General features: G+C 52.2%; 9 protein-coding genes. 3 read left to right on the top strand and 6 right to left on the bottom strand.

The window, feature by feature from the left end:
- Positions 1-34: 34 nt before the first annotated feature.
- From FYZ48_RS10025 to FYZ48_RS10040, 4 genes are all read right to left on the bottom strand, one after another.
- Positions 35-2,386: a PAS domain-containing hybrid sensor histidine kinase/response regulator gene (locus tag FYZ48_RS10025; RefSeq protein WP_149339925.1), complete on the bottom strand. Its 2,352-nt coding sequence runs from the start codon at positions 2,384-2,386 to the stop codon at positions 35-37.
- Positions 2,383-4,140 carry an HDOD domain-containing protein gene (locus FYZ48_RS10030; protein ID WP_261344358.1) on the bottom strand — a complete coding sequence of 586 codons (1,758 nt, stop codon included), beginning with the start codon at positions 4,138-4,140 and terminating at the stop codon, positions 2,383-2,385. The genes FYZ48_RS10025 and FYZ48_RS10030 overlap by 4 nt, the downstream gene beginning before the upstream one ends.
- A 589-nt stretch (positions 4,141-4,729) precedes the next feature.
- On the bottom strand, positions 4,730-5,506 hold the full coding sequence (locus FYZ48_RS10035; protein ID WP_149339929.1) for a DUF2071 domain-containing protein: 777 nt from the start codon (positions 5,504-5,506) through the stop codon (positions 4,730-4,732).
- Between the two features lie 103 nt (positions 5,507-5,609).
- Positions 5,610-5,819, bottom strand: a complete 210-nt coding sequence (locus FYZ48_RS10040) for a hypothetical protein (protein ID WP_149339931.1) — start codon at positions 5,817-5,819, stop codon at positions 5,610-5,612.
- Positions 5,820-6,389: 570 nt separating this feature from the next.
- Between FYZ48_RS10040 and FYZ48_RS10045 the strand changes: the two genes are divergently transcribed.
- Positions 6,390-7,145, top strand: coding sequence for a response regulator (locus FYZ48_RS10045; protein WP_149339933.1), 756 nt, complete (start codon positions 6,390-6,392; stop codon positions 7,143-7,145).
- On the opposite strand, the gene FYZ48_RS10050 is transcribed toward FYZ48_RS10045, so the two are convergent.
- The gene (locus tag FYZ48_RS10050; RefSeq protein WP_187781958.1) at positions 7,142-10,885 is read right to left on the bottom strand and encodes a CheR family methyltransferase; all 3,744 of its coding nucleotides are present in this window, start codon (positions 10,883-10,885) and stop codon (positions 7,142-7,144) included. The two genes, FYZ48_RS10045 and FYZ48_RS10050, sit on opposite strands and share 4 nt — an antisense overlap.
- A gap of 277 nt (positions 10,886-11,162) precedes the next feature.
- Positions 11,163-11,699, bottom strand: coding sequence for a DUF4184 family protein (locus tag FYZ48_RS10055; protein WP_149339937.1), 537 nt, complete (start codon positions 11,697-11,699; stop codon positions 11,163-11,165).
- Positions 11,700-11,845: 146 nt separating this feature from the next.
- Between FYZ48_RS10055 and FYZ48_RS10060 the strand changes: the two genes are divergently transcribed.
- Positions 11,846-12,073 (top strand): hypothetical protein, encoded by a 228-nt coding sequence (locus FYZ48_RS10060; protein WP_149339939.1) that lies wholly within the window; start codon positions 11,846-11,848, stop codon positions 12,071-12,073.
- Positions 12,074-12,096: 23 nt separating this feature from the next.
- A complete protein-coding gene (locus FYZ48_RS10065) occupies positions 12,097-12,570 on the top strand; it encodes a hypothetical protein (RefSeq protein WP_149339941.1) in 474 nt (157 codons plus the stop codon).
- Positions 12,571-12,576 lie beyond the last annotated feature (6 nt).

Genomic DNA, 12,576 nt, shown 5'->3' on the forward strand with positions numbered 1-12,576 from the left:
ACAATAAGAACATCCTGCTCAGGCAACGAGCCGCTCATTCCTCTGCAGCGGCTTCGAGCAGGGCGTCGTTGATGGCCTCTTCGAGGGTTGTCTGGTCGAACGGCTTGTTGATGAGGCGATAGCCTTTCTGGCAGAGATCCGTTTTGAGGGTCTGATTGGAATCATAGCCGGTACAAAAGACGATGGGCGGTGATGTGCCCAGTCGGCTGATCTCGTCGTATGCCTCGGTACCGTTCATCAGTGGCATCGAGATGTCGAAAACAAGGCATTTAATGTCTTCCCGTTCCCGGCGGTAGACTTCCACGGCTGCCCGGCCATTATTTGCGGAGAGGACGTGATATCCCAGGTTCTCCAGCATGCGGACGGTGACCCGCATGACGATCGAATCGTCTTCTGCGACCAGAATTGATTTCACCGATTTTGAGCGATTCTGGGTGGCTTTGATATCAAAGCGATCGACGACATGTTGTGAAGTGGGGGTATCGTTTTCATCGACGACAGGGATCATGATTTCAAAGCGGGTCCCTTCACCCGGTCGGGATTCGAAGTAGACACTGCCCCCATGTTCTTCAGCGGTGGAATAAACCATTGCCAGCCCCAGTCCTGTCCCCTGCCCGACTTCCTTGGTGGTGAAGAAGGGGTCAAAGATCCGGTCCTGAATATTTTCCGGGATACCCGGGCCGGTGTCTTTGACATAAAAGCCGATCCTGGCGTCTTCTGATGTGCTGATCAACCGATCGCCGATAGTGATGGTGCCTCCGGACGGCATGGCATCGCGCGAGTTCATGCAGAGGTTGAGCAGCGCCTGCCCCAGTACCAGCGGATTGGCCAGGATCTGGGGCAACTGGGGAGAGAGTTCAAACTCCAGCGAGATGTTTTCAGGGAGCAAGGGACGTAACAGCACGCGCAGGTCGTCAATCACATTTTGAGGATCGCAGGTGATTTTTTCGACTTCTTCAACGCGACTGAATCGCAGCAGCTGAGTCGTGAGTTTTGCGGCACGATCAATGGCGGTGATGCTCTGGGTCAGATCGGAATGAGCCATGGAATCGGAGGCGACTTCATCCAGGGCAAAAGTCACGTAGCCGCGAATGGCCTGCAGCAGATTGTTAAACTCGTGCGCGACACCACCGGCCAGTTTCCCGACCGCCTGCATGCGGCCACTATGTCTGAGTTGCAGCTCATTCTGGCGTAACGATTCGCGGGCCATCTCCAGTTCGGTAATGTCGATTGAGATTTTCAACAGTCCCGTAGTGCCATCATAGAGTCTGAGGGGGACTTTACTCGTATCCAGAATTTTCTGTTCCCCGTTAGATGCAACACGGTTTTCAATTTTGTGCATCAATGGCTGACCGCTTTCGATAATGGAACGATCTTCACTGAGTATATTTTCGGCTTCTTCAGGAGTGGCATGTAATTCACGTTCCGATTTCCCAACAATATGTTCGCGACTGCCGTACCCAGAGAGTTCAATAAACAGATCGTTACAACCCAGGTAGCGGGATTCAGCATCCTTCCAGGAGACTGCGAATGGAATTACCTCCAGAATCGTCTGCAGCAGGTCGTTACGTTCATCGAGTAAACGCTGGGTACGTTTCTGTTCCGAAATGTCCAGATGGACGCCTACCATGCGGGTGGGCTTTCCGTGCTGGTCACGGGCTACCACCTGACCCCGGGCCATCGTCCAGCGATACTGATCTCGTTCGCATAAGATCCGGTGTTCTGATACGAAATGGTCGTGTTTATCACGCGTTACCAGGGCCAGCTGTTGAGTAAACCGATCAACGTCATCCGGATGAATTCGCTTGACCCAGGTTTCGATCTTATGCTCCAGTGTCCCGGGTTCGGCGCCGACCAGATTTTCCCAGCTTTCGTGGAAATATAGTTCATCGTCGGTCGGGTTCCAGTCCCAGCTGCCGACAAGCCCGCCGGCAAAGGCGAGCAGCAGCCGTTCTGAATTCTCCTGAGCACGCTTGTTGGCTTCAATCAACCGGTTTTGAAATTCGATGCTCGGCGTGACATCGGTCTGGATCGCCAGGAAACCAGTGTGTATCTCGTTTTCAAATAAGGGCAGACATTCGATGTAATTCCAGAATGTCTCACCATTTTTCTTGTAATTCAGGATGGTCACATCAAACGGTTCTGTATTGGAAATCGCGAGATGCATTTCTTCAACGACATGAGCGTCACTGTCGGGGCCCTGCAGGAGTTCTCCCGGCTTTTTTCCCAGCATTTCCTCTGTACTGAAACCAGTAATCCGTTCAAATCCCTGATTGATCCAGGTGGTGAACCCTGCTTCGTCGGTGATAATCACTCCGTTGACGGTGCGTTCAATCACCTGTTTCAGGATATTACTTTCAATGTGTTTGTTAGGGAGCGGGTTCATACCTGTTGCTCATCGCCTTCCTGGAATTGAGTGGCAATGGCTTCTAATTCCTCTGCTGATAAGGGGGGAGTTCTTAAGATGTCCGACATCTGATTTGATTTATCAATGGCGGTCAGGAAGACATCCTGGGCTTCCATGCGTCCCTTCTGGTAGTACTCTGACAGCAGTTGATTCACTTTTAAAATCCGTTGAGGAACTGGCTGGTCACACATTTCGGCGAAGGCTTCCGCAACCCGCATGCAGCGGACGAGCCCCTGTGTCATGATGGGCAGGTTCAGCTCGTCATCGTCTTGATGGTGGGCATAGACCGGTTGTACGATGGAGAATGGAAAACCCCATGATTGCAGAACCGCTGCTGAGACCATCCCGTGATCGGTGTTGGTGACCATGTTTTCTGAAGCGGTGAACTGCAATGTCGGGATGCTGCGGACCCGCTTAATGACCCGTTCAAAATAGACTTCGCCGTAGTGCTCTGCGAGCACCAGGACCCCGATGTCCTGCAGGATTCCCAGCAGGTAGGCCGTTTCGGGCGGGACCGAATCATAATAGCGGGCGATGGATTCCGCGGTGGCGGCGATCAGGGAGGTTCGTTTCAGGTACCAGTTTCGGAAGTCTTCTGCCCAGGGTTTCATGAGTTTGGAACGTACGGTTCTCAAACCGAGTGAGAGGCAGATCGCGATGGCCTGCCGGGGGCCGAGCAGAGTGACGATACCTTTGAGGTCCTTCTGCTTGGAAGAAGATGCGACCTGCGAAGAATTACCAACCTTGATGAGTTCGGAAGTCAGTCGCGAATCGGTTTCGATTTCTTTGACCAGCTGCGGAATTGAAATTTCGAGCGTGGAGCGAGCGGCATGTTGAGCCAGGCGGGTCAACACATGAGGGAACGGGGGCACATCAGTGAATTCGGTGATGAGCCTGCGGGCTGCGGGATCAATCATCAGGCAGTGGTGCGAGCGGCGAGAGAGATAGCCGTATGCCGTGTTTAGAATTTCGGCTTCATCCGTATCGAGTTCAATGGTTTTTTCGACACCCAGACAGCTCTCAATGTCAATCCGGTTAAGCGTGTCACTGTCTCCCCTGAGGAAAGCCGGGATGTTGATGAGATCGGCATGCAGGCGTTCGACAATCTGATTCCCGCGCAGGAAGCCCGAGATTTCCTGATCAATGATCAACAGGTCGACCCGTTTTTCATTCACAATTTCCAGGAGATGATCGGTGCTGAGAGCGATGACGACATCCAGGGGCGAATCGGCAGCGGCCAGCACAATTTTGTGTGTGAATGAGGTGTCGGGACTCAGGATGACGACGTTATGTTTTGATCCGGAGTTCTGTGTATCTGGTGCTGGATCGGGTGTTTTGATCAGGGGTTTTCTAGACGGTCGGTCCCCCAGAGCCTGAAGCATCTCCTGGGCGAATTGTTTATAATCGATCGGCTTATGGAAGATGTGCTTGATGCCGCGCTTGTTTAAATCCTGTTCAATCCGGGGTTCAATGATACCTGTGAGTACGCAGACCAGAGGTTGACAGTCTCCCCTACCTATCAACTGTGTACAAAACGCATGGCCGTTCATGCCCGGCATCTTGAGATCGGAGATAACCAGATCGTATTGATGCCGATCGCACATCTGCAAACCAATGCCTGCATCCTCCGTGGTATCACAGTGGAACCCTGCCTGAGTCAACGCGCGTGCCAGCAACTGTCGTAGCGATGGTTCATCATCTACAATCAGCGCGTGATATTGAAAGGAATTAATTACTCAATCCTCCGATTGTCGTTATGACAGTGAGCAGGCTGGTGAAACGGACGGTGCGCTGTCTCATTAGTATTTCACTTGAAACGACCAAACAGAAACAGCCTGATGTCAACAAGCTGTTCCATGGAAAAGAATTGGTATGAGCGCTACCAGAAATATACTTTCAGTGGTGGTAAACTTCAGAAGTGTCGGAGATGGAGGGCTAAACATCTGAGATTTACAGTCAATCAGATCAGGTCACATTTCGTTGAAAATCCATTTCAAGTCGTCTTTCGAAGTTGCGGTCCTGTTGAGGGGAACCTGAATGTGTATTGGCCAGTCAAATCTCTTTGAAACTGTGTTTTGAATCTGAATCCAGGGTGAGACGCTCAGGGGAAAATCTGCACAGTTGTGGGAAAGACTAGTTCTAATCAAGTTGACATACAATATTGAACGGATCTTTCTCGGACAGAAATTCATAAAAATACGACCTCGCGAAATGATTTCATAAGAAACATCATCACTGGTGAAGAAGAGTGAGGATGACACAATTACGAAGTGCGACAATCTGTCTTTCAGTCTCTATACAATGAGGTAAAACCCTCCTGAATCAACGGGGAGGGAGATAGATCGTGAACTCAGTTTCGTGTTGCAGGAGCACACTGTGGATGGCTGGCTTAACTCCAGATGTGACCAGTCCCATTTCCTCGAGAAGTGAGAAGCGCGCAGAGTCGATATTTCCGGCGGTCGTCTGCAGCCGGTCATGCCAGATCTGGTATGTGCCCAGTCGCCCGTCGCGACGATAGTAAAAACCTTTGCGGGGGTGGGTTAAGATCACCAGTCCTGTTTCCAGGTCGTCAAAGCCTGCGAGTTCGGTGGGTGGCTGGCCGGTATCCTGTAGTTCGATTTCTGCATCAGCCCAACTGTCAGTTGTCTGCATGCGATAGCGAGTATAACGGCGTGCTGTCTCGTCGTAGTTACAGTCAAAATGGATCCTGGCGCGGTGCCAGGGAAGTTTCCAGAGATGTCGGGGGATGGAAACGGTCCAGGAGTCCAGGGACGTACCGATGAACCAGGCCGCGTGTTCGCCGGTTTGGGTGTCGGTGACGTAAACGCGATAGTTCGTCTGGCCGAATCGCCATTTGATCCAGGGAAAGCGGACGAAGTGGAAGTCCTGATCCATGAAGGGAACCACGGAGAGCAGTGCCCTCTCCTGCCCATCGACTTCCACCAGGTCGAGTTGGAAGCGGGGATGGATCAACGGGCGAAGTAATGCCGGGTCGATCAGACAGGTGATGATGGCGAAGTGCGCGAGCGTGGTTTCAACATCAATACCACGAGCGGGCTGGCGCGCGAGGAGTTCATCATTGAAAGTGAGATTGTCCATCGGAACTGTCTGAAGACGAGGAGCGTGATGTAGCCGGGTCCGGGTATTGTGTGATCTTTACGGTCGCGAAATTGATGCCGGTTGGTACCTGTGAGGGGGCATGTCACTCTCCTTTATCTTTCTCTGCATTTGATTTTGATTTGGGGAGATTCAGAAACAGCAGGAGCATCAGTCCCACGGCGAGAATGCCTACGCGGAACAGGAGTTGGGCTGTATTACTGGAGGAACCTTTCATGAACAGGTAGCCGCTCATGAAAATCATCATCAGGGGAATAAAGAGGCGATAGTTAACGGGCTGCTGTGGATCGCTCATGACTGGTCCTGAGAATAGATGACGGAATTCAGAAAGGACAATGAATGCTATTCTGGTCGTAGAATGTTCAGTTGTCAACAGGCTTGCCTTGAGTGCGTATTTCTTAAGTTGTCAGAGAGCATCGCGTCGATTCCCTGTGTTGCTCGGACTCGGTGAAAAATCGGAATCAAATAAGTGATCACTGCGTAAGAATGTCGCGGTGTGGCTTTATTGATTTCAAAACTCGAGATCTATCTAAGAGGTGGTCGTTACTCAGGCTGTCATGACAGTCTCAATGTGTCCTCTGTTTGATTTGTCTGTTTAGGCGGCATTTTGAGTGCACGTGAAAACGTACTCAGAATCGATGTGGTGACTCGATGATAATACCGATCCTGTATTGACAATCTGATTCTGAGACATAAACTCCAGTCGCGGTAAGTGTATCGGAACGGATTCCCTTCAAGCTCACTGATAGCGAGAAAGCCGACAAGACGTCGCCGCTTACCTCGCTCGTCACAGGTCAGTGATCCGAAGAAACGATACGGAGTCGAAACCCGACGGTTCGATTTCGATCAGGAAAGGAACCCAACAATGCTCGTACTATCGAGACGTCCCGATCAGAAGATCGTATTTCCCTCCATCGGTGTCACGATCAATGTGCTCAAAGTTCGAGGCGGAGTTGCCAAAATTGGCATCGATGCCCCACGTGAACTGGAGATCTTGAGAGAAGAAGTCGCCACGAATCAAGGAGGCGCGACCTCGTCTGCTGACCGACCTTCCATGCTCGTTAATAAAAGTCAGCATGATCTGCGAAACCGGTTGAATACAGCGCGGCTGGCAGTCTATCTGGCCCAGCTACAGATTCACCAGGGTGATAACGCTGAGGCGGCTAAAACACTGGAAACCGTGGTGGAAGGCTTTAAAGAAGCCGAGAAAATCATGGCGGCGCAACGCTCACCCCAGAAATTGCGCGCCTTGCTGGTTGACGATGATCGCAACGAACGCGAACTTTTAGCCTCCTGCCTGAAATCGTTCGGTTATGATGTCGAGACCGCCGGCGATGGCGTTGAGGCACTGGAATATCTGCAGGAACATCAACTGCCGGATGTGGTTTTGCTGGATATGGCGATGCCTGTCTGCGATGGCCCCCTGGCAGTTCGTCACATTCGCGAGACCCCCTGGATGCGAAACCTGAAAGTATTCGGCGTCAGTGGCGCTGATCCTGGTGAAGCCGGCGTGGCCATCGGCCCCGAAGGTGTGGATGGCTGGTTCAAGAAGCCGCTGGATCCCGCACGCATGATCGGGCAGATTCGCCAGGAAACGTTTGGGTCAATCACCACTGTTTAATTGCCCGGTTTTTTGAGCAAGGCTAACAGTCGGTCGAGATCCAATGGTTTGACGAGGTATTCGTCGAATCCCGCTTCTTTTGCACGTTGGATGTCTTCTGGCTGACCATAGCCCGTCAAGGCGATTAGAAACAGGTCGTCACCGCGTTCAGAGCGTAGTGTGCGGGCGACTTCATTTCCGTTGAGTTCGGGGAGTCCCAGGTCAATCACAGCAGCATCGGGATCGGTGTTTCGAATGAGCTGGAGACCTGTTTTACCGTTCTCCGCGGTGCTCACGTCGAAACCCTCCATACCCAGTAAGGCATTCAGCATCTCGCGGTTGTCCTGCTGGTCTTCAATGACCACAACGCTGCGGATCTGCTGCCTGGACTGTTCACGATGAGAGTGACTGGTTGATTTCCCGTTTCCCTCTGAGGGTTTCGGTTTGCCGTTGCCTCCGTTGGATGATTCATCAATCTGACTGAGATCCTGTTGCTCCAGCAATGGCAGGCGAATCGAGAAGACACTACCCCGATTGATGCCTTTGCTTTTGACCTGAATGTCGCCATCGTGCCCATCGATGATGAATTTGACCAGGGAGAGACCAACGCCCATGCCGCCGTCCTGGTCATCGTGCGTGCGATGTGACTGGACGAACGGTTCGAAGATGGTTTCCATCATCTCGTTCGAGATCCCTTTACCGTTATCTTTTAATTCCAGAACGGCACCATCCGACTCCCTGCGGACATTCATCCGGATGACATCGCCCCGAAATGAGTATTTTACTGCATTGTCGAGTAAATTCACGACGACCTGCCTTAAGCGGTCTTCATCCCCATAGAGGTTCAGCGGATCGTCTGTGATATTCAGTTCCAGCTCCTGGTCCTGCTGCTTGATGGAAGGCAGCATCGAATCAATGGCTTCCTGCAGGGGATCATGCAGATCGAATTTCTTCTTACGGAGTTCCAGTTTGTCCTGGGTCATGCGCGAAATATTCAGCAGGTCGTCCAGCAGGCGTGCCATGTGAGCGGCCTGCCTCTGGATAACGGAAACCGCTTTCTGCGATTCTTCGGTTTCGCTGATGCGGTTGTTCAATAATCGAGACGCACTGAAGACGGCACTGATGGGGTTGCGCAGTTCATGAGACAGCATGGCCAGGAACTGCTCGCGATTCTTGACTGCGGCGGCCAGTGAATCCTGTGTCCGTTTCAGAGTGTTAATATCGATGAGAGTCAGTACCACGCCCTTCAGATCCCGCTTGGAACGGTACGGCAGGACGCGGAGATACATCCAGCGTCCCTCATCATCCTGGACTTCTTCTTCGAGCGGTTCTCCTGTCTGCAATACATTTCGAATCTCTTTGATTAAACCGGGGCGGTCAATGTGATGGGCGAAACTGTCAATGCAGCGTCCCATGTCGTGCGACATCAATTTGAAAATAGGCCCAATCTGGGGGGTAAATTTCCGAATGCAGAGGTTTTCATCAAGGAAGACGGTCGCGACATCGGTACTCTCCATCAGGCTGTCCAGGTCGGAGGTCATGTCCGTCAGGTCATTGATCTTGTTCTGATACTCGGCATTGACGGTATAGAGTTCTTCGTTGACCGAATGGAGCTCTTCGTTCGTGCTCTGTAACTCTTCGTTAGAGGCGATCAGTTCTTCGTTGGCTGCCTGCAGTTCTTCATTGGATGTTTCCAGTTCTTCGACAGTGGCCTGCAGACTTTCCTTGGTGTGCTGCAATTCGGTTTCCAGAGTCTTGATGCGTTCCCGGGCGATGCGCTCGGAACTGAAATCTTTCATATGAGTGCCTGTTTTGCGGTCGGGATCCGCATTCTCTTCACTCATCGGTTCAAACATGATCAACAGCTGCTGCTGCGTAGCGTGTTTGTTTTCGACAGGCTCGATGGAGACGCGATACAGACCCTCTGCACTCCCGGATTCGACGCGCATGCCGCTATAGCAGACGGGAACCTGGTCTTTGCTGATACTCTGCATGGCTGCCAGCAGCGCTGTGCGGAGATCGTCTGTAAACAGATCGAGTGCGTCTTTACTCGGACGGCCTTTGCGGATCTTCATGAATTTTTCCGCGTCGCCGAACACGTGCAGCAGTTCGCGTGATTCGTCGATCAGGACGGCAGCGGGCATATGATGTGCCAGAACCCAGTCGTAAGCGCCCAGCAGGCTGATGTCCATCAGCTCGCGTTTCTTGGTGGCGGGCTGCCTGGTTTCTTCAACTTTGGTTGAAGTCAGACTGGTGTGGGTCAACGGGCCCCGGATATCCGCGGGCAGGCGGATATCGCGGCGTTTGTGATACAGCTTCCAGTGTCCGTCGATCACTTCGAATTCATCGGCCAGTTCCCCGGGGGACTCACTGGGACCCAGCATGAGAATGCCGTTGGCTTTGAGGCCAAAGTGGAACAGGGACAAGGCCCGCTTCTGAGCCCGGTTCTGGAAATAAATCAGCAGGTTGCGGCAGGAGATGAGATCCAGCTTGGTAAAGGGAGCGTCTTTCAATACGTTATGGGGTGCGAAGACGATCATTTTACGCAGGTCCGGATCAACGGAGTAACCTTTCTGCGTTTTATGGAAGTAGCGTTTCAGACGTTTGTCGGATACTTCCTTAAAGGCGTCATCTTCATAGTTGCCGGCACTGGCGAATTCGAGTGAGGCTTTATGTGCATCGGTGGCGAAGATCTTGATGTTGATAGGGCGATTACGTTCTTCGAGCTGTTCATGGAATAGAATCGCGATGGAATAAGCTTCTTCCCCGGTTGCGCAGGCTGCAATCCAGATGCGGATTTCTTCTTCAGGCGGGATGCTGTCGAGCAGATTCGGGATAATCTTCTTTTCCAGAACCGCGAACGCTTCCGGATCGCGGAAGAAACGGGTGACGCCGATCAGCAGATCCATGTAAAGCGAGTTCAATTCCTGGGAATTCTCCCGCAACTGCTCTGCGTAGTCATTAATCGAATCGACCTGCTGCATCAGCAGCCGACGCTGGATTCTGCGGCCGACAGTACTGGACTTGTAGTGGGAAAAATCGATGCCGTATTCCTGGTTCAGGAGTCCGAAGATCAATTCGACTCCCTCATCCAGCGGTTTTTCCTCTACCTGATTCGATGTCAGGGAGTTGTTGTGAAAGGTGACATGCTTTTCAATGGCACCGGCTATTTCTCGCGGTTTCAGGACCAGATCCACCAGTCCCGTCTCTCGTGCCGACTGAGGCATTCCATCAAATTTAGCGGTTTCATTACTCTCACAGATCACGAGGCCCCCTGCATCGTGAACGTCACGAATGCCACGTGAACCATCGCTGCCACTGCCCGAGAGCACAACCGCGATCGACCGGGGGCCTGCCTCCTGGGCCAGTGAGCGGAAAAAATAATCGATGGGCAGCGTCAGGGTTTCTTTGGGATCTTTATCCCGCAGACGAAAACGTCCATCCGAGAGGATCGCTTCTTTTTTGGGAGGGATCAGAAAGATCCGATTGGGAGAGATCGGCAGTCCTTCTTCCGACTGTTGGATGGGGATATCAGTCCGTCGTGCCAGGAGCTCATCCATTACACTTTTAAAGTCAGGTGACAGGTGCTGCACCACGACAAAAGCGATACCGCTATTCACGGGAACCTTGGCGAACAGCTCTTCCAGGGATTCCAGTCCGCCTGCCGACGCACCGACGCCGACGATCGGAAAACTGCTCGGTTCGTCGTCCTCATCTGAATTACGATTGGTATCACCCAGATTAGCATTTTCGCTGTTCATCGTTGAATGTCCTTTTCTCAGATTGCTCTGAATCAGCTCGCAATCAGTTTGATGCGCTTCAAATCTTCTCTGTATGCTTTTCGCAGAAGCGAACCGCATGCCATTCATAACCACAGAGTGTCGATCGTATGGTAAGTCTTATTCTTCAAAGGGGTTATGTGTTGTGGTGTCAGGGCAGAGACCGATTGAGGAGACAGATAAATGGCTGCCCATCGATCAGCAAGGCGGCTGAGAATACGGGCCTGAAGGGACTGTTCACTTGAATGTGCAGTCGTGATTAAGACCGTGGATCTCGCAGGAACAGCCAGAGAAAAAACGAGAACAGACCAAGCAGCCCCAGGCCGAGATGCAGGGACGCGACACTGATCGAACCTGCGAGCGCATTGCCGGTGGTGAGTGGCCAGAAGGGATGCATATCGGCGTGCATCAGGCTGTCAAGGAAGACATGAGAGACTCCGCCGATCAAGCCGGCGATGAGGGATTGTAGCAGCAGCCGTGTCTGTGAAGTCTGCGCGAGACGCTGTTTCCAGCGTGAGGTTGAGGGCATGAGCCGGGCCAGGAACAGTATAAGTCCCCACATCAGCAGACCGGCCACGAGTCCTGCGGCGCTGCCTCCCAGGTAGGTATGCAGACTGCGGTGGAGCGGCAGTTCATTGCGGCTCATATAGTAGAGCACTTCCACATCAATCAGCACGTTGGCCGCCATGAATGAGGTCAGCCAGAATGAACGGGGACCGCAGGCTTTGGTGAGCAGGCCGGGACTGAAATGAAACGGGGTAAGCGGAATGAGAGATCCTCCAAGCTGATAGTTCATTTGCCGGAATCATAGTCTTCAGAGCGCGAATGTGTCTATCGCTGTTTGGAAGTGTCTGGGGGATGCTGGCTGGAAATAGTTCTTGAATGCCGGTTTGCACGGACTATGATGGCGGATGTATGACTGTTCCCAATGGAGGTAGCCCCATGTGCGTTGCTGCATTTATGCCTGGATTTTTTGAGCTGTTGATTGTCTGTTCGATGGCAGTGCTGGGAGTTGTTCCCTTCTGGATGATCTGCAGCAAAGCCGGCTTTCCGGGCTGGATCAGCCTGTTGATTCTGGTTCCGATGTTGAATGTCGTCCTGTTATTCTATATCGCCTTCGCAGAGTGGCCTGCGTTGAAGACGCAGACGGATCGAGGGTCTGCGGAATGATGTCTTAGCCCCGGTGTCATTTCATGGCTGTATTCGCAAACATCATCTTTCTGTTGATCTTATTCACGATCGGATTTGCAATCATTGCGCTGATTTTGATGGGGGCGTTATCTCTGTTGCATGTCCGCCATAAATGGCGGTGGCTGCTGGGGGCGTTTGTAATTTACTGCAGTGCCCTGGGGATCTGGCAATACGGGTTATCACGTCCAGCCGCCGTCTTTGAACGGCAATTTGGCTTTGCCCCACCAGCTGATGTCCGCGAGTTGCAGTCTTCAACATGGATCCTGGGTGATGCGGGACATATCCGGCTGTCGTTTAATGGGAGCCGTGAGACGGTGCAGCGGATTCTCAAACGTGGTCTCCAGCGGCAGGAAGATATGGGATTTCTGGAACGTTATAATCGCGAGTTTTCAGAATACTTCGTGCACGAACGGGAAGAGCTGATTTATAACAAGGATACCGGGCATGTGGAATTCACCTGGCAGGGCATTGATTAAATAGTA

The organism is Gimesia chilikensis, from assembly GCF_008329715.1.
In the GTDB taxonomy this organism is placed as follows: Bacteria; Planctomycetota; Planctomycetia; order Planctomycetales; family Planctomycetaceae; genus Gimesia; species Gimesia chilikensis.

Coding starts and splice junctions, on each gene's coding strand:
- FYZ48_RS10025 (WP_149339925.1), bottom strand. CDS start 2,386: ATGAACCCGCTCCCTAACAAACACATTGAAAGTAATATCCTGAAACAG.
- FYZ48_RS10035 (WP_149339929.1), bottom strand. CDS start 5,506: ATGGACAATCTCACTTTCAATGATGAACTCCTCGCGCGCCAGCCCGCT.
- FYZ48_RS10040 (WP_149339931.1), bottom strand. CDS start 5,819: ATGAGCGATCCACAGCAGCCCGTTAACTATCGCCTCTTTATTCCCCTG.
- FYZ48_RS10045 (WP_149339933.1), top strand. CDS start 6,390: ATGCTCGTACTATCGAGACGTCCCGATCAGAAGATCGTATTTCCCTCC.
- FYZ48_RS10050 (WP_187781958.1), bottom strand. CDS start 10,885: ATGAACAGCGAAAATGCTAATCTGGGTGATACCAATCGTAATTCAGAT.
- FYZ48_RS10055 (WP_149339937.1), bottom strand. CDS start 11,699: ATGAACTATCAGCTTGGAGGATCTCTCATTCCGCTTACCCCGTTTCAT.
- FYZ48_RS10060 (WP_149339939.1), top strand. CDS start 11,846: ATGTGCGTTGCTGCATTTATGCCTGGATTTTTTGAGCTGTTGATTGTC.
- FYZ48_RS10065 (WP_149339941.1), top strand. CDS start 12,097: ATGGCTGTATTCGCAAACATCATCTTTCTGTTGATCTTATTCACGATC.